19 protein-coding genes, 1 pseudogene and 1 riboswitch are annotated in these 19,815 nt (G+C 63.9%); of the genes and pseudogenes, 9 read left to right on the forward strand and 11 right to left on the reverse strand.

What is annotated here, in order from left to right; all coding sequences use genetic code 11:
* Nucleotides 1–25: 25 nt before the first annotated feature.
* From H1S04_RS07610 to H1S04_RS07620, 3 genes are all read right to left on the reverse strand, one after another.
* Nucleotides 26–622 (reverse strand): tyrosine-type recombinase/integrase, encoded by a 597-nt coding sequence (locus H1S04_RS07610; RefSeq protein ID WP_220185103.1) that lies wholly within the window; start codon nucleotides 620–622, stop codon nucleotides 26–28.
* A gap of 155 nt (nucleotides 623–777) precedes the next feature.
* The gene (locus H1S04_RS07615) at nucleotides 778–1,101 is read right to left on the reverse strand and encodes a hypothetical protein (RefSeq protein ID WP_181744899.1); all 324 of its coding nucleotides are present in this window, start codon (nucleotides 1,099–1,101) and stop codon (nucleotides 778–780) included.
* Entirely contained in the window at nucleotides 1,098–1,535 is a 438-nt protein-coding gene (locus H1S04_RS07620; RefSeq protein WP_220185104.1) for a helix-turn-helix domain-containing protein, read from the reverse strand. The genes H1S04_RS07615 and H1S04_RS07620 overlap by 4 nt, the downstream gene beginning before the upstream one ends.
* 32 nt (nucleotides 1,536–1,567) lie before the next feature.
* On the opposite strand from H1S04_RS07620, the gene H1S04_RS07625 reads away from it, so the two are divergent.
* From H1S04_RS07625 to H1S04_RS07640, 4 genes are all read left to right on the forward strand, one after another.
* Nucleotides 1,568–1,843, forward strand: coding sequence for a helix-turn-helix domain-containing protein (locus H1S04_RS07625; RefSeq protein WP_220185105.1), 276 nt, complete (start codon nucleotides 1,568–1,570; stop codon nucleotides 1,841–1,843).
* A gap of 168 nt (nucleotides 1,844–2,011) precedes the next feature.
* Nucleotides 2,012–2,224: a helix-turn-helix domain-containing protein gene (locus H1S04_RS18900; RefSeq protein ID WP_181744902.1), complete on the forward strand. Its 213-nt coding sequence runs from the start codon at nucleotides 2,012–2,014 to the stop codon at nucleotides 2,222–2,224.
* A 232-nt stretch (nucleotides 2,225–2,456) separates the two neighbouring features.
* Nucleotides 2,457–3,149: a TnsA endonuclease N-terminal domain-containing protein gene (locus tag H1S04_RS07635; RefSeq protein ID WP_181744903.1), complete on the forward strand. Its 693-nt coding sequence runs from the start codon at nucleotides 2,457–2,459 to the stop codon at nucleotides 3,147–3,149.
* Nucleotides 3,146–3,931 (forward strand): hypothetical protein, encoded by a 786-nt coding sequence (locus tag H1S04_RS07640; RefSeq protein WP_181744904.1) that lies wholly within the window; start codon nucleotides 3,146–3,148, stop codon nucleotides 3,929–3,931. The genes H1S04_RS07635 and H1S04_RS07640 overlap by 4 nt, the downstream gene beginning before the upstream one ends.
* On the opposite strand, the gene H1S04_RS07645 is transcribed toward H1S04_RS07640, so the two are convergent.
* Nucleotides 3,876–5,387 carry a calcium-binding protein gene (locus H1S04_RS07645; RefSeq protein ID WP_181744905.1) on the reverse strand — a complete coding sequence of 504 codons (1,512 nt, stop codon included), beginning with the start codon at nucleotides 5,385–5,387 and terminating at the stop codon, nucleotides 3,876–3,878. The two genes, H1S04_RS07640 and H1S04_RS07645, sit on opposite strands and share 56 nt — an antisense overlap.
* Nucleotides 5,388–5,660: 273 nt before the next feature.
* Between H1S04_RS07645 and H1S04_RS07650 the strand changes: the two genes are divergently transcribed.
* Complete coding sequence (locus H1S04_RS07650) at nucleotides 5,661–6,029, forward strand: DoxX family protein (protein WP_181744906.1); 369 nt, start codon at nucleotides 5,661–5,663, stop codon at nucleotides 6,027–6,029.
* 184 nt (nucleotides 6,030–6,213) lie between these two features.
* On the opposite strand, the gene H1S04_RS07655 is transcribed toward H1S04_RS07650, so the two are convergent.
* The 3 genes from H1S04_RS07655 to H1S04_RS07665 all read right to left on the reverse strand — a co-directional run bounded on the left by H1S04_RS07655 (nucleotide 6,214) and on the right by H1S04_RS07665 (nucleotide 9,403).
* A complete protein-coding gene (locus H1S04_RS07655; protein ID WP_181744907.1) occupies nucleotides 6,214–6,726 on the reverse strand; it encodes a gluconokinase in 513 nt (170 codons plus the stop codon).
* Nucleotides 6,723–8,114, reverse strand: coding sequence for a GntP family permease (locus tag H1S04_RS07660; protein WP_181744908.1), 1,392 nt, complete (start codon nucleotides 8,112–8,114; stop codon nucleotides 6,723–6,725). The genes H1S04_RS07655 and H1S04_RS07660 overlap by 4 nt, the downstream gene beginning before the upstream one ends.
* 203 nt (nucleotides 8,115–8,317) lie before the next feature.
* Nucleotides 8,318–9,403 carry an alkene reductase gene (locus H1S04_RS07665; RefSeq protein WP_181744909.1) on the reverse strand — a complete coding sequence of 362 codons (1,086 nt, stop codon included), beginning with the start codon at nucleotides 9,401–9,403 and terminating at the stop codon, nucleotides 8,318–8,320.
* A gap of 189 nt (nucleotides 9,404–9,592) precedes the next feature.
* Here H1S04_RS07665 and H1S04_RS07670 point away from each other — a divergent pair.
* The 3 genes and pseudogenes from H1S04_RS07670 to H1S04_RS07680 all read left to right on the forward strand — a co-directional run bounded on the left by H1S04_RS07670 (nucleotide 9,593) and on the right by H1S04_RS07680 (nucleotide 13,783).
* Nucleotides 9,593–11,223 (forward strand): annotated as a pseudogene (locus tag H1S04_RS07670) (acyl-CoA synthetase).
* A 162-nt stretch (nucleotides 11,224–11,385) separates the two neighbouring features.
* The gene (locus H1S04_RS07675) at nucleotides 11,386–13,140 is read left to right on the forward strand and encodes an alpha/beta hydrolase (RefSeq protein ID WP_181744910.1); all 1,755 of its coding nucleotides are present in this window, start codon (nucleotides 11,386–11,388) and stop codon (nucleotides 13,138–13,140) included.
* A 112-nt stretch (nucleotides 13,141–13,252) separates the two neighbouring features.
* Complete coding sequence (locus H1S04_RS07680) at nucleotides 13,253–13,783, forward strand: GNAT family N-acetyltransferase (protein WP_181744911.1); 531 nt, start codon at nucleotides 13,253–13,255, stop codon at nucleotides 13,781–13,783.
* Between the two features lie 7 nt (nucleotides 13,784–13,790).
* On the opposite strand, the gene H1S04_RS07685 is transcribed toward H1S04_RS07680, so the two are convergent.
* Nucleotides 13,791–15,344, reverse strand: a complete 1,554-nt coding sequence (locus H1S04_RS07685; protein WP_255435478.1) for a hypothetical protein — start codon at nucleotides 15,342–15,344, stop codon at nucleotides 13,791–13,793.
* Nucleotides 15,345–15,610: 266 nt separating this feature from the next.
* On the opposite strand from H1S04_RS07685, the gene H1S04_RS07690 reads away from it, so the two are divergent.
* A complete protein-coding gene (locus H1S04_RS07690; RefSeq protein ID WP_181744913.1) occupies nucleotides 15,611–16,516 on the forward strand; it encodes a DUF4123 domain-containing protein in 906 nt (301 codons plus the stop codon).
* Between the two features lie 4 nt (nucleotides 16,517–16,520).
* On the opposite strand, the gene H1S04_RS07695 is transcribed toward H1S04_RS07690, so the two are convergent.
* Genes H1S04_RS07695 through H1S04_RS07705 form a run of 3 tightly spaced genes read right to left on the reverse strand, consistent with a single transcriptional unit; the run spans nucleotide 16,521 to nucleotide 19,309 of the window.
* Nucleotides 16,521–17,951: a DUF2235 domain-containing protein gene (locus H1S04_RS07695; RefSeq protein ID WP_181744914.1), complete on the reverse strand. Its 1,431-nt coding sequence runs from the start codon at nucleotides 17,949–17,951 to the stop codon at nucleotides 16,521–16,523.
* 3 nt (nucleotides 17,952–17,954) lie between these two features.
* Nucleotides 17,955–18,620: a hypothetical protein gene (locus H1S04_RS07700; RefSeq protein WP_181744915.1), complete on the reverse strand. Its 666-nt coding sequence runs from the start codon at nucleotides 18,618–18,620 to the stop codon at nucleotides 17,955–17,957.
* The gene (locus H1S04_RS07705; protein WP_181744916.1) at nucleotides 18,617–19,309 is read right to left on the reverse strand and encodes a GAD-like domain-containing protein; all 693 of its coding nucleotides are present in this window, start codon (nucleotides 19,307–19,309) and stop codon (nucleotides 18,617–18,619) included. Before H1S04_RS07705 ends, H1S04_RS07700 begins: the two co-directional genes overlap by 4 nt.
* A gap of 240 nt (nucleotides 19,310–19,549) precedes the next feature.
* Nucleotides 19,550–19,732, forward strand: a riboswitch (cobalamin riboswitch).
* Nucleotides 19,733–19,815: the final 83 nt, after the last annotated feature.

Raw genomic sequence — 19,815 nt, forward strand, 5'->3', positions numbered from 1 at the left:
CTGCAGGATTATCGTCAGCGTGACTTTACCATAGCCCATCAAATCGGCTGGCGGCGGTTCGGGTGTAATGCGCGGTATGGCGGGGGTCGCGATGGCCGAGATAGTCTTGGATCAGTCGCAGATCATAACCGCGATTGGCGAGGGCAAAACCACAGGAATGACGTAACATGTGCGGATGAACATCGCCAAGACCGGCACGATCGCCCGCGGCTGAGAGGAGATAATTGACGGCCTGCCGGCTCAGCTGTTGCTGTCGCTCCGACACGAAGAGCCATGGCAACCTGTCATCGCGTAGCCCGAACCAACGACGGATCGCACGCAGTTCGTCACCTTCGATGGGATGTTCGACACTGAGTCCGTGCTTCAGCCGCGGCACCCAGAGCCGGGATTGCGCTAGATCGACATGATCCCGGCGCAGGGCAATGGCTTCCGAGACCCGCAACCCGTGCCGGAACATCATCAGGATCAGCAGGTGATCGCGGATGCGATGCCGGCCCGCTCTGGCGGCGGCAAGAGGCCGCTCAATCTGCGCCAGGCCCAGATAGTCCCGCGCGCGTTCATGCGCATCGGCAGCCGGTTCGACATCATTCTTTACATTTCGCCGTGTGGGCACGGGTTTCACCGCTCAGTGGAGGCCAAGGAAAAGAGGAGTTTGGCCCGGTCATCTGGCGCCAACTCTTTACAAAATGCATGTTCTGTAAAGAGTTACTGGTCACCGTATCGGAAAAATGCATTTCCGGGCGTTCAGTTCAGAACATACCCATTCGCGCTTCCCCGCTATTCGCCTGTCGCAGCATGGTGGCGTCGCTGAAACGCCCTTCGCATCTTCCGATCCCAGTAAACGTCAAGCGAGATCATGATGAGCAATGGTGCAAGGGGAACGACGAAACAAAGCATCGAAACGATCAGCATTGTTCCCCATGGGAAAAAATTCTCCAGCCTGATCAGCCGCAAACTTTCGCCGGCCAACAGCCAGCTAACCATAACACCGCCAGCGGCAAACGTACCGCTTAGGGGGCGCCACCATCTCGCCAGCTTTGCTCTCTTGTGGCCGAATTGTGCCGCCTCTCGGTCAGCATCGCGATATTTAGTGCTCTTCATGCCCCATCTCCCAACAGATCAATCAGGACAGCAAGGTCGTCGAGCTCCGGATTTCGACCGGCCGCATAGGCCTGGTGCCAGCGATCAACGATAGCGGTCCGGCGTGCGTGGCTCATCCGAATGCTCCGGGTGTTCAGGTAAGAATCCAACTCCTCGCGAAAACGCTCAGAGGCGCGTACATCATCGCGGCGCGCCTCCGGGCCGATCCCCAAGACCAACCAATCCAGACTGACGCCGTATTGCAGGGCAAGCGCGGCCAGCGCCTGAATAGGAACCGCCCGGCCCCCCTGTTCATAGGCATAGTATGAACTTTGCGATACGCCGAGCACTTTGGCGAACTCAGTCTGCGTCAGGCCCAACTCATGCCGGCAGATCTCAAGCCGCGCTCCAATGTCAGCCAACTGGACAGGCGGACTGCGCGACAGAAACTTCAAGCCTAGCCTCATGATCTTACCGAACTATTCATATGTTGCGAATCATGGCAAAAATATTGCCAACATTACATATAATACGAATATTCAGGGTCAGCGCCATGTCAGAAGATGATCTAGACCGTCCCATGAGTCCATCCGATCTCGCCGAACGGGTTGGCGTGAGCGTGAACATCGTTCGCCGTCTTATTCGCGAAGGTCGCTTGAAGCACGTTGTGATTTCCCGAAAGATGAGGTGGGTGACCATGCGTGACTGGTTCGCCTTCCTGGAGGAAAACACCCGTTATCCCGGTAGCGATGAGCGCTCCTGATAAAAATACAGGTAAAACAATCTCTCACTGTACGTAACTGAACCTATGTCGTCCTACCGTACGACCTTGCCCATTGTTTGCGCTATGTTTTTCTTGATTCGAATGATTCGCATCTGTTAATTTTTCACCACAAATTGTTGTGTTAGGCACTAGATGTGGGAGAGGCGAATGCAGGTCGACATAGCCAATCATGATGCCATAAAGCGCGATCTTCGCGCAGCGGGCATCAAGCTTGTCGACATTGCCGCCGAACTACGCTGCCCGCCCAGCTTGGTGACCATGGTCAGCCAAGGGAGACGGCGCTCTCAGGAAATCGAGCTGGCGATTGCGAGCCGATTGGACAGAAGTCCAGCGGAACTGTGGCCCGACCGATATAAATGACAGGACATGAGGAGGCAAAAATGCGATTCTAAGTAAAGAAACGACCCCGAAAGCTGACGCTCGCGAGGCCGCCAATCGATTGCTCGTCGACAGCTAACATTCCCTCGCCAGCTTCGAAAAGTCAAGCAAGAGCGCTGCCTATTGCAGCGTTCATGTCCCTTTTTTGTTCTCATTGAGGAGGAGCGCCCTTGGGCGAATGGCTGAGTATGGCCATTCGCCAGGCCAAGCAACCATGAGCTATCCATTTGACCCATCTTTCATGCGCCCTCTGCCGAGCAGGGCAACGCGAAAACCACCCGCACGCTCCAAGGCGAGCAGCCGCGGTCATGTCACAGGTGGAGGCACATCCTCCGGATCCCGGCCCCGCCTGCGCTATTTCGAAAGCAAGCGCGAACAGGATGTGCTGTACCTGCTTATGGCGCGGTCGGACGTCGTTGATGTCTGGGATCAGCCACCGCCCGTGTCCTATCGCGACGCGATGGGCCGCCAACGAAATCACACCTTTGACTTCCTGATCACGCTGATCGACGGTCGGCGTATTGCCATTGCGGTCAAGCCGGAGGCAATTGCTGCACGGCAAGGCTTTCGGGAAACGCTGCAACTGATCCGTGCGGCAACGCCTCTCGGCTATGCCCGTGGCATCGTGCTGGTGACCGAACGGTCCTACACGCCTTCAGCCGCGCGGAATGCCCAGAAGCTGCATGACTTTCGGCGGACGCCCGACCCGGATGCCGACGAGGTAGTCGCGTCACTGGTGCAGGATATCAGCGGACCCACGACGATTGCGGAACTGGTCCAAGCATCAGGCCTTGGTGGTCGGGCTTTCCGCGCCGCGTTCAAGGCCATCTACGCCGGCCTCCTGCATGTGCTGGATGCCGGCGACATTCTTCCCTCAACCCGCATTATTTCGGAGGTCGCACCATGACCGGGCATTTTCGCGTTTCCGAGGTAGATTGCCTCGAAATCGCTGGCTCACCCCATAGGTTGATCCGATCAGACAAGACAGGCTCGACATGGGCCAGACTGGATGACGATACCGTTCGCCTGTCCTTCACAGGCGAAGAATTCATCCGGCTGCTTGCCGCGCCAGATACGCGTCTCAAACGTGGTCATTTCTCAGATCAATTGGCGTTTCGCCGGTTGCGCTGCGACTATGCCTATCTGCAGACGCTACCGCCCGAACAGCGCAGCCGCATTCTCTGGCAGACGACTTGTGCAAAGGTCTTTCTTGAAGCCGAGGCTCGCGGCGACACCACGCGGAGCGAAAGCACAGTTGAAGAAATACGGGAGGAGCTTGAACAATATGTGAATGCCGCCGAGCATAGCGGGCAGGATGTCGGTCGTACCCCGCGTGCCGGTCAGGACTATATCACCAGGCGATTTCCCTGCGCGCGCACATTGCTGGAATGGGTGCGCATGTATGAAGCCGCTGGCAGAACCCCTATCGTCTTTCTACGCAAACGCCGGCTCAGCCAATCCTCTCGCAGATTGATGGCGGAAGCAGAAAGCCTGCTGGCGGAGTGCGTGTCCGGCTACCTGGACCGGAACGAGCCCAGCCAGGAGCAGATCATCCAGGACGTCGATAGTCGGTTCGCCGAGGTCAATGCCGGGCGGATGGAAGCCGGCAAGCCGACGCTGCCCGTCAGCGTTGTCAGAGAAGGAAACTATCGAGGCCTAGTCTCAGCTGATCATCCAGAAACAGCGTAAAGTCCGGAAGCTTGTCCCCGTTCACGTCCCCAGAGATCAACGTGCCGCCGGTGACAGCCCTTACAGCAAGTTCCCGCGCATGTCCGCCAAAGGCTGCGCTGCCGATAAGAGTGAAGGTCTGGTTTCCGGCGACGCCCGCATCAGCATCGATCGCTCGAAGATCGATCAGATCCCGCTGTGCCGAACTGAAGTCAGTGATCGTATCACGTCCGCCGCGGCCAACAGTCGAATCCGCGAGTGTGAGAAAGACGAAGGTATCGGCCCCAGCACCACCGGTCAGGCGGTCAGCTCCGGCGCCACCGATGAGCCGGTCAAGGCCGCTCTCGCCGTTCAGCACATCACTGCCAGTCCCGCCAATGATGCTGTCATTTCCGGCAAGCCCGTTCAGGGCATTGTTGCCCGAATTGCCGGTCAAGATATTGCCGAGCGTATTTCCGGTGCCAGCCAGATTCCCAGTGCCGAGCAAGGTGAGATTTTCGACATTGCCTGCCAAGGTATGCCTGACCATGCTCTGAACCAGATCCGTGCCTTGGTTGGCGTATTCGATGATCAGGTCCCCGGCCGCGTCGACCCGGTAGACGTCATTCCCCGCCCCGCCCATCATCCGGTCGTAGCCGGCCCCGCCGTCGATCGCATCATTGCCGGCGCCGCCGTAGATGCTGTCATTGCCGGCAAGCCCGTTTAGCGTATTGTTACCGCCATTCCCGGTGAGGGTATTGGCAGAGCCATTGCCAGTCCCGTTGATATGGGCAGTGCCGGTCAGTGTCAGGTTCTCGACATTTGCACTCAGGGCGAAAGTTGCCGAGGATTGCACACGATCCATGCCGCCATTCGCGGCCTCAACGACATGGTCGCCCGAAGTATCCACATAATAGACATCGTCGCCGGTACCACCGATCAGCGTGTCAGCGCCGGCCCCGCCAACCAATGTGTCGTTGCCGCCGGCACCATCAAGATAATCCATCCCCGCACCTCCATTCAGCGACTCTGCGTGGCTGCGCCCCAAAAGACGATCCGACCCGGCGGTTCCGACAATGTCATCATTCAGTATGACAAAGCGGCCAGACAGGAGCGGCGGGCTTCCCCATGCGGCATCCATATTGCTTTCATAGATGCGCAACTCGAAAGCCTCGTCACCTTCCGGCAGGTTGTCCGCATTGAGGTTCACGGAGAATTGCCCGTTGGGCTCCACGCTGACAAAGCTCGACAGGGCAAACTGATCGGCAGGCTCTCCAGAGACGTTGTTTGACCAGGACATGTCCCAGAAATCTGTGGTTTGACCGGAAATCGGGACGATCTTCACAAAGATGGACCTGATCTGGACAGGCGCCTGTTCAAAGGTAAACGTGATCGTCCGACCGTTGCCCTGCGACCCTGAAGCGACGGTGCCCTCAGCCACCGAATAGCCGACACTGCTGTCAATCCTGAAGCCATTACCACTAGCTATAATCGTCATTTAAACTGCTTGCTTTCATCCAGGGTGCACGAGGGAAATTTGCCGCGAATCTGCCGTTACTTTACGGTTCTGATGCGCAACTGGAAGGCGGGTAAAGATGGTATTTTTTCTTTTTTTTCATTGACATATCCTGGCCTCAACCTCCGTGGGCTGCGAAACTGCCCAACGATGCAATCCGGCCTCCGGCCCAGGCAGGCATCCTTCTTTTCCAAAGAGAGTGTCATACCATCAAACCGTGGTATCAAACATCATACGCGCTGAAAGGGATGTTCAATGTCTGATATTGCCGTACTGCTCGCCCGTCTGCTCATGGGGGGCGCATTCATCGTCTGGGGCAGCATGAAGCTGCGCGGGGGCGAAGCGAAACTGGTCCCCGTGCTGGCCGCCATGGGCCTGCCCGACGCCAAGGGCCTGGCCTATCTGGTAGGCTTCTGCGAGCTGGCCGGCGGGATCGGCGTGCTCCTCGGTTGGCCGCTGGTGTTGTTCAGCACCCTGTTGGGCCTGTGGTGCATCGTCACCGCCGTGGTGGCGCACAAGAGCGACATCAACCAGATGCTGGCGCATCTGACCATGAGTGGCGGTTTCTTTGCCCTCGCGGCGGCCGGGCCCGGCACGATTGCCCTGTTTGGTGGCCAGGGCTGACGCGGGCCTCAGCACCCGCCTCGGGGCGCGGCCGTCGCCTCGACCGGGGCACCTGCATTCTGCCCCTGCTGCCGGCTGATTGGCCACATACCGCGCGCTGGCGCGGCTGACATGCGCAAAAATGGCCGCACCGCGCCACGTCCTTGCGGGCGGTGCGGGGGTTCGGGCGCTGTCCGCCGAGGCGCTAATCCAGCCGCAGCAGCCGCATCGCCAGATCGACCTGATCCTCGACCGAGAGCGCCATGTCGACGACGACCCCGTCTTCGTCCGGCTGCAGCATCTCCAGCGTGTCCAGTTGCGAATCCAACAGGGACGGCGCGAAGAAATGGCCCGAGCGGTTGGCCAGACGTTCGGTCAGCAGGGCGCGGGTGCCATGGACATGCACAAAACGCACCCGCGGCGCGCCCGTACGCAAAATGTCGCGATAAGACCGTTTCAGCGACGAGCACCCCATGACCGCGCTTTCGCCCTGCCCCTGAAACCGCGCCAGTTCGGCCGCCAGGGCGTGCAGCCAGGGGTCGCGGTCGGCATCGGTCAGCGGGATGCCGTTATGCATCTTTTCGACATTGGCGGGGGGGTGAAAAGCGTCCCCCTCGATGAAGGGCCAGCCCAGCCGGCGGGCCAGGGCCTCGCCGGTGGTCGATTTACCGGCGCCTGACACGCCCATCACCACGATCTGCTGCAGCGCGCCGCTCATAGCAGCCACCAGCCGAGGGCCGCCAGCGCAAAGCCGATGGTGCCCAGCAGGGTCTCCATCACTGTCCAGGTTTTCAGTGTGGTCTTTTCATCCATATTCAGGAACCTCCCCACAAGCCAGAAGCCCGAGTCGTTGAAATGGCTGAGCACGGTCGAGCCGCTGGCAATTGCGATCACCAGGAAACACAGGTCCAGCTGGCTGAGGCCGGTGGTGGCGGCCACGGTCGGCGCGATCAGCCCGGCGGTGGTGGTCAGCGCCACCGTGGCCGAGCCCTGCGCCACCCGCAGGGCGGTCGCAATCACGAAGGCGGCCACGATCAGCGGCATGCCGATATTTTCCAGGCTGCCCGCCAGGGCGGTCCCGATCCCGCTGGCCCGCAGGATGCCGCCGAACATGCCGCCCGCGCCGGTCACCAGAATGACGGTGCAGATCGGCGCCAGCGCGCGATCCATGATCTTTTCCAGCTCGGCCTTGCTGCGACCGCGGCCCAGCAGCGCCATGGCCACCAGCACCGTAATCAGCAGCGCCACCGGCGTCTGCCCGATCAGGCGCAGAAAGGCCACCCAGGTCGCATCGCCATTGATGCTGCCCATCGTCGCCAGCGTGTTCAGCCCGGTATTGAGGAAAATCAGCCCGAGCGGCAGCAGCAGCACCGTCATGACGCGCCCGAACTCGGGCGGGGCGGCGGTGTTGCGCACGATATTGCCGCTGGCATCGGTTTCCGCGCCCAGCATTTCCGGCACCGGAACATAGATGCGCTTGCCGGTCCAAAGCCCGAACAGATAGCTGCCGAAGAACCATGTCGGGATCGCCAGGATCAGCCCGACGATCAGCAGCAGGCCGATATCGGCCCCCAGCAGATCGCCTGCCGCCACCGGCCCCGGATGGGGCGGCACGAAGGCATGCATGACCGCAAATGCCCCCGCCGAGGGCAGCGCATAAAGCAGCACCGAGCCGCCGAACCGCATCGCCACGCTGAAGATGATCGGCAACATGACCACCAGACCGGCATCGAAGAAGATCGGAAAGCCGAACAGCAACGAGGCCACACCCAGCGCCAGCGGCGCGCGATTGGCGCCGAACTTGTTGATCAGCCGGTCGGCCAGCACCTGCGCCCCGCCGGTGACTTCCAGCATGCGGCCGATCATCGCCCCGAAGCCCACCAGCAGCGCGACAGAGGCCAGCGTGTTACCGAAGCCCTTCATCATCTCGGGGACGACATCGGCGAAAGGAATTCCCGCCGCCAGCGCGGTCAGCAGGCTGACCAGCACCAGCGAGACGAAAGCGTGCAGCCGGAAGCGCATGATCAGCACCAGCAGCAGCACCACCGCCAGCGCGGCAATGGTCAGCAAGGTGCCGGTGCCGTGAACCGGTTCAATCGGAGTCATCTATCCATCCCCTTAATACTTTAAGCCATCAATTCCCCCATTCGCCGCCGGTTGCAACTGCCCCGGCCCGAAATCGCGTCCGCATGCGACCGATCGCCGCCGACCCGCATCCCTGCAGCCCCCCCGGATGGCGCGGACCACCCCGGATGAAAAAGGGCCGCCCCCGGATGGACGGCCCTAATCCTGCATGTTTCCGCCCGCGATCAGGCCCGGTCATACACCGGATAGTCGGTATAGCCCTCGGCGCCGCCACCATACAGCGTTTCGCGGTTCAGCTGCGCGAAAGGAACCCCGGCCTGCAACCGTTCGACCAGATCGGGGTTGGCGACAAAGTCATGGCCGAAGGCGATCAGATCGGCCGCGCCGCTTTCAACGGCCTGCTCGGCCGTTACGCCATCATAGCCGTTATTGGCGATATAGGTGCCGGCGAACAGCCTGCGCAGCCTGCCGAAATCGAAGGGCGCGACATCGCGCGGACCGCCCGTCGCACCTTCGATCACATGCAGATAGACCGGCCCGATGCGGTCCAGCCCGGCGACGATATGGTCATAGAGCGCCTGCGGATCGCTGTCGGTAATGCCATTGGCAGGCGAGACCGGCGAGATGCGCACCCCGGTGCGGCCCGCGCCGATTTTCTCGGCCACGGCGGCGGTGACCTCCAGCAGCAGTCGGGCGCGGTTCTCGATCGTGCCGCCATAGGCATCCTGACGCTGGTTGGCGCCGTCCTTGCCGAATTGTTCCAGCAGATAGCCGTTGGCGCCATGCACCTCGACCCCGTCGAACCCGGCACGGATCGCATTGGCGGCGGCGTGACGGAAATCGGCGATGATGCCGGGGATCTCGTCCAGTTCCAGCGCCCGCGGCTCGGACACATCGACGAAGGCGCCCCCCACGAAGGTCTTGGCCACGGCGCGGATGGCCGAGGGCGCGACCGGGGCCAGTCCATCGGGTTGCACGGCCACATTCGAAATCCGCCCGGTATGCCAGATCTGCAGGAAGATCCTGCCACCCTTCGCATGGACCGCATCGGTCACCTTGCGCCAGCCCGCGACCTGATCGTCGGTATAGATGCCGGGCGTGTCCTGATAGCCCTGCGCCTGTGCGGAAACCTGCGTGGCCTCGGCAATAATCAGCCCGGCCGAGGCGCGCTGCGCATAATATTCCGCCGCGTAGGGGCTGGGAACCAGCCCCCCGGCCGCGCGGTTGCGGGTCAGGGGGGCCATGACGACCCGGTTGGCAAGCGTGATCTCGCCAAGCTGGTAAGGCTGGAACAGCAAGGGATTGGGCATAACGTCACCTCAGGATTCTGACGGCATTTCCGCCGTATGGAGCATTTGAGCTAGGCAGCGGGCCCCGTCCCGGCAACCGCGCGCGCAAAGAAAATCCGCCATGCCATGCACGTAATCCTGATCGCCCCTTCACAACCGGACCCCGTTTGCGACAAGCTGTGCGCAAAGCATCCAGGGCAGGGAAACATGATGGCCGGCACGAACATCTACGACATCGGACTGGACCCCAATCCGGCCAACTTCGTCCAGCTTTCACCCTTGTCCTTCATCGCCCGCGCCGCCGCGATCTATCCCGATCTCGACGCCGTCAGCTATGGTGCCATCCGCCGCAGCTGGGCCGAGACCTATGTCCGCACCCGCCGGATCGCCTCGGCGCTTGCCGCGCGCGGGATCGGGCCGGGCGACACCGTGTCGATTGTCGCCGCCAACATCCCCGAGATGTTCGAAGCCCATTTCGCCATTCCCATGTCCGGCGCGGTGCTGAACACCATCAACACCCGCCTCGACCCCGAAGCGATCGCCTTCATTCTCAACCACGCCGAAACCCGTGTGCTGCTGGTCGACCCGGAGTTCGCTGAACCCGTCGCCCGTGCCGTCCGCATGGCAGGCCGGCCCGACATGCTGGTCGTCGATATCGAAGACCCGAGCTTCGAGGGGGGGGCCGGATCGGCGGGATGACCTACGCCGAGCTGCTGGCCGAGGGTGATCCGGATTTCGACTGGTCGCTGCCCGCCAGCGAATGGGACGCGATCAGCCTCAACTACACTTCCGGCACCACCGGCGATCCCAAGGGCGTCGTCTATCACCACCGGGGCGCGGCGCTGAACGCATTGTCCAATATCGTCACCTGGGGGATGGCGCATCACGCCCGCTACCTGTGGACGCTGCCGATGTTCCACTGCAACGGCTGGTGCTTTCCCTGGACCCTTGCCGCCAATGCGGGCCTCTGCGTCTGCCTGCGCGCGGTGCGTGCCGAGCCGGTTTTTCAGCTGATCCGCGACGAAGCCGTCACCCATTTCTGCGGCGCGCCCATCGTGTTGCAGATGCTGGTCAACGCCCCCGACCACCTTAAGGACTTCACGCACGAGGTGAAGGTGATGACCGCAGGCGCCCCCCCGCCCGCCGCCGTCATCGCCAATATGGAAGCCATGGGGGTCGAGGTCACGCAGGTCTATGGCCTGACCGAAACCTATGGCCCTTCGGTGGTCAGCGCCTGGCAGGCAAAATGGGACGGCGTGGACACGACCGAACGCGCCCGGCTGAAGGCGCGCCAGGGCGTCCCCAATATCGCGCTGGAAGGCCTGATGGTCGCCGACCCCGACACCCTCAGCCCGGTCCCCGCCGACGGTCAGACCATTGGCGAGATCTTCATGCGCGGCAATAACGTGATGAAGGGCTATGTGAAAAACCCCTCGGCCACCGAAAAATCCTTCCGCGGCGGCTGGTTCGCCTCGGGCGATCTGGGCGTCATGCATCCGGACGGCTATATCGAGATCAAGGACCGGCTGAAGGACATCATCATCTCGGGCGGCGAAAACATCTCCTCGGTCGAGGTCGAGGACGTGCTCTATCGCCACCCCGACGTGCTGGAGGCCGCCGTGGTCGCCCGCCCCGACGACAAATGGGGCGAAACCCCATGCGCCTTCGTCACCCTGAAACCGGGCCGAACCCTGACCGAGGCCGACCTGATCGTCTTCTGCCGCGACCACATGGCCCGCTTCAAGGCGCCCAAAACCATCATCTTCGAGGAACTGCCGAAAACATCGACCGGCAAGATCCAGAAATTCCTGCTGCGCGACCGCGCCCGTGGCCTCGGCTGAACCCCTTTCATTCTGGCCCAAATATCCCGGGGGAAAGGCCGCAGGCCTTGGGGGCAGCGTCCCCGCCGCCGGCCTCATCCGCTTGACGCAGGGGAATATCCGGCTCGACCCTGTGCCACATCCGTTGCACAGTAAGATGGGCGGCGCGCAACAGGGGGAATCATGGACCAGAACCGGATCGCAGAACAAACCACCGAGTTTGTCGACCTGATGCAGCGCGCGCAGGGGCTGGCCGGGCGTGCCAGCGCCAATGCCGCTGCCAAGGCCAGCGGACAGGAATTTTCCGTCCTCGACGCCGCCACCATCGCGCAGGCCTATGCCCGCGCGGGCATGCAGATCGCCGCGGACCCCTTCGCCCTGCCGCGCTTTCAGATGCAACTGATGACCGACAGCGCCCAGGCATGGATGCGGGCCTGGACGGGGCCCGCAGGTGAAACCGCCGGCGACCGCCGGTTTCGCGATGATCGCTGGAACGGCGACCCGCTCAGCCGGGGGCTGCGCGATGTCCATCTGGCCATCGAAAACGCGGCCGAACAGCTGATCGGCGACCTGCCCGACGATGACAAGGACAGCCTGCGCGTCCGCTTCTATACGCGCCAGCTTCTCAGCGCGCTGTCGCCCGCCAACTATCTGGCGCTGAACCCGGTGGCCCGCGACCGCTTTCTGGAAACCGAAGGTCGCAGTCTGCTGGACGGGTTCCGCAACCTGCTGGACGATCTGGAACGCGGCGATGGCCGGCTGGACATCAACATGACCGACCGCCACGCCTTCGAAGTCGGCCGCGACCTCGCCATCACCGAGGGGCAGGTGATCTGGCAGAACGAGCTGATGCAGCTCATCCATTACGCACCCCTCACCGAAACGCAGTTCAAACGGCCCCTTCTTTTTGTGCCGCCCTGGATTAACAAATACTATATCTTCGATATGAAGCCCGATAACAGCATGGTCCGCTTCATGCTGGAACAGGGCCATTCGGTCTTCCTGATTTCCTGGGTGAACCCGACCAGGGAGCATGCGGCGCTCAGCTTCGAAGACTACATGCGCCTCGGCCCGCTGGAGGCTCTCGACAAGATCGAGGAAGCCACCGGCGAGAAGGAATTCGACATCCTCGGCTTCTGCATCGGCGGGATTCTGGTCACCGCGACGCTGGCCTATATGGCCGCCATTGGAGACAAGCGGGTCAAGACCGCCACCACGCTGGCCACCATGGTGGATTTCACCGATGTGGGCGAGATCGGCGTCTTCATCGACCGCGACCGCCTGAAGGTGCTGCGCGATCACATGGCCGAGAAGGGCTATCTGGAAAACCACCACCTTCAGGACATGTTCTCGATGATCCGGGAAAACGACCTGATCTGGTCCTTCCATGTGATGAACTATCTGATGGGCAAGAAGCCGCCCGCCTTCGATCTGCTGTTCTGGAACGGCGACAGCACCCGGATGCCCGCCGCAATGCTGCTGTGGTATCTGGAAAAGATCTATATCGAGAACGGGCTGCGCCAGCCCGGCCAGCTGACCATGGACGGCGTGGCGATCGACATCAGCAAGATCACGATCCCCTTCTACGTGCTGGCGACCAAGGAAGACCATATCGCGCCCTGGCGCTCGATCTATCCGACGACCGGGCTTCTGGGTGGCAAGACCAGCTTCGCCCTGGGCGGCTCGGGCCATATCGCCGGGGTCATCAACCCGCCCGGCAAGCGGCAGAAATACGGCTTCTGGACGGGCGAACCCTATCCGGCCGACCCCGACGAATGGCTGGCCCATGCCGACAAGCACGATGGGTCCTGGTGGCCCCATTGGGCGGACTGGATCGCCGGCAACAGCACCGGCAAGAAGGTCCCCGCCTATCAGCCCGGCGCCGGCCCCCTGAAGCCGATCGAACCCGCACCCGGCAGCTATGTCCGCGCCGATTAGGGTCGCCTGACCTGCCCGTCACGCGAGGTCACCGCGCCTGCCGCTGCCATGTGACTTGACCGCCGACCCACCCTGCCGCAGCATTTGCCGCATCGCGGCGCGGGGAAGACGCATGGCCAGATTCAGTTTCGGCAGGAGCCTGTTCAGGCGGCGGGGTTCGGCGCGGCCCAAGGTCTTGCTGCGCGGCCTGACCCGCCGCGATCAGGCCCAGCACGCCGCGCATCTGCTGCGCCTCAGCCGCGAGGATCGCTATGCCCGCTTCCACGTCACCACCCGCGACGAGGCGATCGAGGCCTATTCGCGCGGCCTCGACTGGCAGCACGACATCATCTTCGGGCTGTTCGTCGATGGCGTTCTGCGCGGCGTGGGCGAGTTGATCCGCAACGGCGCCACGGCCGAGATCTCGCTGTCGGTCGAAGCGCCCTGGCAGCATGGCGGCTTCGGCCGAACGCTGGCGCTGGCGCTGGTTCTGGCCGCCCGCCGCGTCGGCGTGACCGAGATCAGCATGTCCTTTCTCAGCGACAATCGTTCGATGCGGGCGCTGTCGCGCGATCTGGGCGCGGTGCCGGCGGGGCCGCTCTCCTCGGTGATCGAATCGGTGAAGATCCTTCCGCCGGCGCGGGGCGAACCCGCGCCGGAGTGATGCGGACCTATTGCGCCGCGCCCGCCAGCACGGTGCCCAGCTTGCGCGTCGTCCAGTCCCCCATGGCCGCATCTGCCGCCGCCTCGCGGGCGGTGATCCAGACAGGTTCGGCCCCGAAGCGCGCATTCAGCCGCGCCATCAGCGCTTGGGCCGCACCGTCGCCCGCCGCGGCCGCCGAGGCCGCCAGCCGCCACGCCAGCGCATAGCTGCGCGGCACGCCGTCGCCCTGCTCTCGCGCCAGCGCCGCATCGCGCAGCGCCTGAACCGAGGCGAACATCTCGTCCTTCAGCGGCGTCGCGGCCGGCATCTGGGCCGCCAGCAGGACGGCTGTCGGCAGTTTCGCCTCGATCCTGTCCAGCACGGCGGGCGCGCCGGGCGCGCCCAGATTGGCCGCCGCCATCGCATGGGGATAGGCCGCGGCCGGATCGGCCTCGGCGATCATGGTGGCAAGCGCCAGCGACACTTCGGCATCGCCTTTCAGCGGCGACAGCAGGCCGATGGCGCGGCGGTGATTCATGGGCACGCCTTCGCCCCGCGCCAGCGCCAGCCCGAGCGAGCGCGCATCCCCCGCAGCCGACGGATCGGCGATCAGCCGCAGCGGCGGCCGCGGCGCGGCATTGGTGAAGACCGGGGCAAAGAAGGCCACAGGGTCCCCCGCCTCGGTCCAGCCCCGGCTGTCGAAATCGACCGGCGCTTCGGGACGGATTTCGGCGGTGACGATGCCGGGCTGGGCGACAAAGCCCTTCACCGCCGCGGCCAGCCCCTCCTGCACCTCACTCAGGGGGCTGCCGGGCTCAGCGGTGACGATCCCGGCATCGATGGCCTGCGGATTGGTCGCATCGGGCGGCAGGATCGGACCCAGGCGCCCCCAGACCCCCAGATCCTCGATCGAGAGATGCGCCGCGCGCAGCGTGCCACGCAGGCCCACCTCCGGCCTTTCCGGGTTGGTGGCAAAGGAATCGGACCGGTCCTCGCCCATGGCAGGATCGTCGGCGCCCGGATCCTCCAGATCGGTCGGGCCGCTTTGCTGCGCCAGTTTCTTCAGCGCATCGGGGAGATAGATCGACACATAGTCGAAATCGACGCTGCCCTCGATCCGGGCGATCTCGGGGCTGACGATTTCCAGATCCAGTTGGCCTGCGCCGCTGCTGCTGACCTGGCGCCAATCCAGCGCCAGCCGCGCGACCGGAATCGAATCGCTGCCGGTGACCATGCCGATCATCGCTGCCTGCGGGCCGAAGCAGTTGTTGGCGATCTTCAGATCGGCGGCGTCAAGCCGGCCGCGCATATCCTCCGCCCCCCAGAAGGTAATGCCCGAGAACTGCGCCCGCCCGAGTGTCACCTGACAGGCCGCCTGATCGCCGATGCCACGGATCTGAAGATCGCGCAGCATCACCGCCCCCCGCTCCGCATCCACTTCCAGCGCGCCATAGCGGATATCGGCGACCATCCGCGCGTAGGAAACCCCGGCCCGCAGCAGCCCGCCGGCAATGTTGGCAGGTGAAAAGATGCTGGCCTCGGTCCCGGTTTGGGCGAAAGCGGGCGCGGACGCGGACGCCATCAGCACGGCCTTCATAGCGGCACTGCAGGCAATGCGGCGGGCAAGCGGACTCATCATCTTCTCCAACTGACAGGCTATGGTTGCAGGTGAGGCCATGGGCGCGCAAAATGCAACCCGAAGCGGTGCCCGCACGCGTTTGCGCTGCCACCGCCATGTGTAAAAAGTAGGCCGTTGAAAACCGGTAAAATTTTCTGATAAATGGAGCGGTTAACTTCTGTTCCGGGCGTATTTTCTACGTGGGCCCCTTGGTGTCACTTGGTAAGGACTTGATTCCCCGTCCGGGGCTGGCCCACGATCTGTCGGCCTATCGGACCGTCGTGGCGCTGCTGGATGCCGCATGCCTGCCCGGTCTGCCGGAACGGCTGGAAAGCCGCGAGATCCCGGCGCTGTCGCTTTTTCAGGGAGATCTGGGCGCGCGCTTGCGCGATGTCGCCCCCTATCTGGTGCAGATGGACACGGCCGGCACGCTGATGCGCGACTTTGTCAATGATGCCGATCTGCCTTGGGCGATGTGGAAGAAGCGGCCCGGCATTCTGATTCTGGGCGATCTCGATCTGGCGGCGCTGCAAAAGCATTTTCGCCGCCTGCTGCGGGTGCGGGCAGAGGATGGCACCTTCTTCTTCCGCTTCTGGGAGCAGTCGAGTGCGCTTGCCTATTTCGACGCCATCGCCACCAGCGAGGAACGCGGCCGCTGGTTCTACCCGCGCGAGGGCGGACAGATCGAGGCGCTGCTGGTCCCCGATGCCGGGACCGATACGTTGCGCGTCTTTCCCGCCGGCGCCCCCCGGCCCGCAACGCGGCCCTGGGAAAGCCACCCGTTCCGCCTCGCCCCGCCCGAGCTGGCCGCGTTGCGCAGCACCCGCGTCCGCGTCAATGTTCAGCAGATGGTGACGCTGATGCTGCGCACCTTCCCCGACCGGGCGACCAGCCTGCCGCAGGAGCAACTGGAGAAGCGGGTGCGCCGTTCGGTCTCGCGGGCGACGGAATTCGGCATCCGCCAACGTGGCAATGCCTTCCGCATCGCCGCCTGGGATCTGCATTCCGAGGATGTCTTCGAAACCGTCGATCCGGCGGGCACGCTGCGCCGCATCCTGCGCGCCGACCTGCTGGAGGAGGACAAGATGCGCCAGCTGGTCGAGCGTATCGCCCAGCTTGGGCCGGCCAACAGCTGAAGGATCAGATCGCCTCGCCCGGCCTGTTGGGGGCCTCGCCACGGATATGTCCGTCGCTGGGGCGGTGTCCCCACCATTCCTCGCTGACGAGGCTTCCGTCCTTCATGGACACATGGCCGAAGCCGCGCAGCACCGCGCGCCGGCGCGTACCGGTCAGGCTGCCGCTGCGGATCTCGGCCTCATAGGGGCGCAGGCCGGCGGGGATGACGTAATTCCGGTCATCGGTCGGCAGCGGCAGGAAGGCACCATTGACATGTCGCAGCGCCGCCTCGTGCATCATGTGCAGGGCGATGCGCGACAGGCCGACCTGCACCCAGGGCCGGTTCAGGACAAGCTGCTCGTCATAGGCATAGACCCGCATTATCCCGCCCCGCATCCCGCCTGGAACGACGGTTTCGCGGATCGGGGACATCTGGCGCATGATGCCACCTTCGGTTTCATTGGCGTTCAGCCAGCCCTCCTGAACGAAAACCGCCTCGGCGGCGCGATTGGCGTCAGGGGCAGCGTCGGCCCGGCGCTTGGCGGCCTGATCGGCTTCGGCCTGGGCGCGGGTGGCGCGCTGTCGGCGGGTGACGCCGCTGATCGGCGCCGCATCGCCGGGGTCGCGATAGCCGCCGCCCACATCGGAATGGGCACCGGGCAGGACATGATGATCGCCGCCGCCGGGCCAGTTCCGGTTCAGCCGGAAATTCACCCGATATTCATCATCGGCCACCAGATGATAGATCTGCCCCGTCACCTGCGCGGTCTTCAGATGGACATTCACCGGGTCATTGTCGTCATCGCGCGCATCGCCGATGGCCGCGACGGTGTCGAAGATGCCCAGAAAGCGGATCTCGACCTGCAACCCCGCGGGCAGGCTGCGGGTAAAATCGCCGGGTCCGACCGGGTCGTAACGGATGCGGCGGGCGCGGACACAGTTGACGAAATACCGCGCCGCCGCCGCCCCGCGGCTGAAGCCGAACACATCCAGCACGACCTTGCGCAGAACCGGCGGGCCGCCGATGTTGCCGATTTCACGCAGCATCCGCTCGAACCCCTGCAGCACGCGGGATTCGACTCCGCTGCGCCGGCCCATGCCGCTGATATAGCCGAGACTGTCATCCGCTTCCCCGCGAAGCGAGCCCGGCCCCTCGACATAGATGCTGCGAAAGGCTCGCGCCACACCGCCGCAGGCATTCTTGACGTCGAAGTTCTTGCCGTTCTTGTACCGCGCCCAAAGCAGGGCCGGGTTGGACAGCGCGTTCTGATAGCTGTCATCGCTGCGGTTGCGCAGTCCGACGTTGAAACGGTTGTTCAGGGTGCCGTCGAAGAAGACCCCGATTTCCAGCGTCACCTTGGGGCAGGTCTGGGCGATATTGCCGGTCTCGCCCGCCATGTCGGTGCTGCCAACGGCGTCGGCGGCCAATGCGTCGATGTCCACAAGCCGGGTCATCGCCTAGCCTCCTGTCGCCGGGCAGACAGTTCGGGCGGGGACCGGCGCCATGCTGCGGTGAAGCTGCGCAACCTCGGGAAATCTGGCGGTTTCCCGCCCCCAGTCGCGATCCGATCGGGGCGCCCGGTCGCCGCAACCCGCCACCAGGTCGACCCGGTCGGCCTTGCTGTTCCCCACCCGGTCCGAGCCGAGGATCATCAGCCCGTTCGGCCCGAAGATCACGTTCAGTTCATAGGCGCCATATACCTCGGTCAGCGCCGACACGGGCACCGTCAGTTCGGCCCGATAGGCGCGGCTGGTCTGCAATTCGATCCACTGGGCCGCGACCGTCCACCTGCCGTCCCGACCCGCATCGCGCGGCAGGCCGACCGCGCTGGAACCGGCCGTGCGCGGCATCTCGGCTTCGGCCGCGCCCGAGACCACCAATTCAGGCGTGGGCGCCAGCGGCGCCTCGACCGAGAAATGGGTCAGCAGCACCGGCGAGGACCGATAGGCCCCAAAGGACAGCGCCAGATAATCGGCGCCCCAGGCGGCCTGCCCGACCAAGGCCAGCAGCCCCGCCGCGCAGGCCAGCACCGCGCGGCGCCCGCCAGATGCGATCCGGGCCGGAAACCGGTTCGCGGCCCGGATCCTGCTTGCCTTTCGGCAGGGGGGATGCGCGGGGGTCATGGCGACATCCGTTTCCGGGTCGCGGCCATGCCCGCAGGCCAGGCGCTGCCGACCATGCGAAGTTCGAAGGGATCGCGCTGGTAATCGACCAGGGTGACGTTCATCACCGCATAGACGGCCTCCAGCCATTCCGGTCCATCGGCGATTTCGTAATCCTCGATCGGCGTCCCGCCGAGGCGCGGCGGCACCGGAGTGGCGGCATAGATCTCGTCATGGTCCAGCCGACCCAGCTTCTGATGCAGCCGGTCATGCAGGGGCTGGTGCTGGTGATCGAACGCCTCGATCGCCGAGGCCGGGATCGCAATCAGCAGATCGGCGATCTGCGTATCCGCCGAGGGCGCGTCCGGGGCAATGATATAGGGCATTTCCAGCGCCGCCGTCAGCGGCGACAGAAAGCCGAAGCCGTGGCGCTCGGACCACAGCGCCAGTTCTCCCAGATCGCCCAGACCGATGACATGGGTATCTCCCGCCAGATCCGGGTCGCCGTGGAAGACATAGCCCATCAGGGGTTCGAATCGGCGCGGATCGACCAGCCGTAGCCGCCCGCCGGCCAGCCGCACCAGCCCATAGCGGCGCCAGATGTCCAGCAGCAATGGCGGCAGGCGCCCCGACCAGCGGGCGACGGCATCAGCCGGGGCCGGACGCCTGTGGTCCGAGGCGGCCGACAGCATGGCTTCAAGCTGCAGCACGGGCTGTCCGTCGCCATCCGTCAATTCGAAACTCCAACCAGACCTGGCCCAATATTGGCCGCAGAAAACTCAAATTAATGATAATACATACTAATCGTTAACCAGCTCGGATCAAGAGACTCGGATCAGGAGAAATGCATTTGCCGTCGCTGCTGCGCCGGGCGCTGGCGATTGTGCAACACCGCCGCCCCGCGCGCGGGCTGGGGTGTCGGGCAAGCTTGACCCATGGGGCCGTCACGCCCATTGAGGCACCGCTCAGGTTCCGGCGGCGTGCCGCTGGTGAAAAGGGAACACGGGACCGACCGTGGCTGCCCCCGCAACTGTAGGCGGATAGCGATGCCGATTTGCCACTGGGAAACCGGGAAGGCCGGCAAAGCCGCGACCCGCCAAGCCAGGAGACCTGCCGGAGCGATCACCCTTTCCGTGGTGCGGGGCGCGCCAGGGAGGCGGCGCGACCCGCAGCGGTGACAAGCCTCGCCTGCTCCTTCGGCAGGCATCTGTTCACC

Origin of the sequence: Paracoccus sp. S1E-3 (assembly GCF_013868135.1) — a bacterium.
In the GTDB taxonomy this organism is placed as follows: Bacteria; Pseudomonadota; Alphaproteobacteria; order Rhodobacterales; family Rhodobacteraceae; genus Paracoccus.

Excerpts from the sequence above, each read along its gene's own strand:
- H1S04_RS07655 (WP_181744907.1), bottom strand. The coding sequence starts at position 6,726 with ATGAGCGGCGCGCTGCAGCAGATCGTGGTGATGGGCGTGTCAGGCGCC.
- H1S04_RS07645 (WP_181744905.1), bottom strand. The coding sequence starts at position 5,387 with ATGACGATTATAGCTAGTGGTAATGGCTTCAGGATTGACAGCAGTGTC.
- H1S04_RS07665 (WP_181744909.1), bottom strand. The coding sequence starts at position 9,403 with ATGCCCAATCCCTTGCTGTTCCAGCCTTACCAGCTTGGCGAGATCACG.
- H1S04_RS07660 (WP_181744908.1), bottom strand. The coding sequence starts at position 8,114 with ATGACTCCGATTGAACCGGTTCACGGCACCGGCACCTTGCTGACCATT.
- H1S04_RS07675 (WP_181744910.1), top strand. The coding sequence starts at position 11,386 with ATGGACCAGAACCGGATCGCAGAACAAACCACCGAGTTTGTCGACCTG.
- H1S04_RS07695 (WP_181744914.1), bottom strand. The coding sequence starts at position 17,951 with ATGACCCGGCTTGTGGACATCGACGCATTGGCCGCCGACGCCGTTGGC.
- H1S04_RS07685 (WP_255435478.1), bottom strand. The coding sequence starts at position 15,344 with ATGGCGTCCGCGTCCGCGCCCGCTTTCGCCCAAACCGGGACCGAGGCC.
- H1S04_RS07650 (WP_181744906.1), top strand. The coding sequence starts at position 5,661 with ATGTCTGATATTGCCGTACTGCTCGCCCGTCTGCTCATGGGGGGCGCA.
- H1S04_RS07640 (WP_181744904.1), top strand. The coding sequence starts at position 3,146 with ATGACCGGGCATTTTCGCGTTTCCGAGGTAGATTGCCTCGAAATCGCT.
- H1S04_RS18900 (WP_181744902.1), top strand. The coding sequence starts at position 2,012 with ATGCAGGTCGACATAGCCAATCATGATGCCATAAAGCGCGATCTTCGC.
- H1S04_RS07700 (WP_181744915.1), bottom strand. The coding sequence starts at position 18,620 with ATGACCCCCGCGCATCCCCCCTGCCGAAAGGCAAGCAGGATCCGGGCC.
- H1S04_RS07680 (WP_181744911.1), top strand. The coding sequence starts at position 13,253 with ATGGCCAGATTCAGTTTCGGCAGGAGCCTGTTCAGGCGGCGGGGTTCG.
- H1S04_RS07625 (WP_220185105.1), top strand. The coding sequence starts at position 1,568 with ATGTTGCGAATCATGGCAAAAATATTGCCAACATTACATATAATACGA.
- H1S04_RS07615 (WP_181744899.1), bottom strand. The coding sequence starts at position 1,101 with ATGAAGAGCACTAAATATCGCGATGCTGACCGAGAGGCGGCACAATTC.
- H1S04_RS07635 (WP_181744903.1), top strand. The coding sequence starts at position 2,457 with ATGAGCTATCCATTTGACCCATCTTTCATGCGCCCTCTGCCGAGCAGG.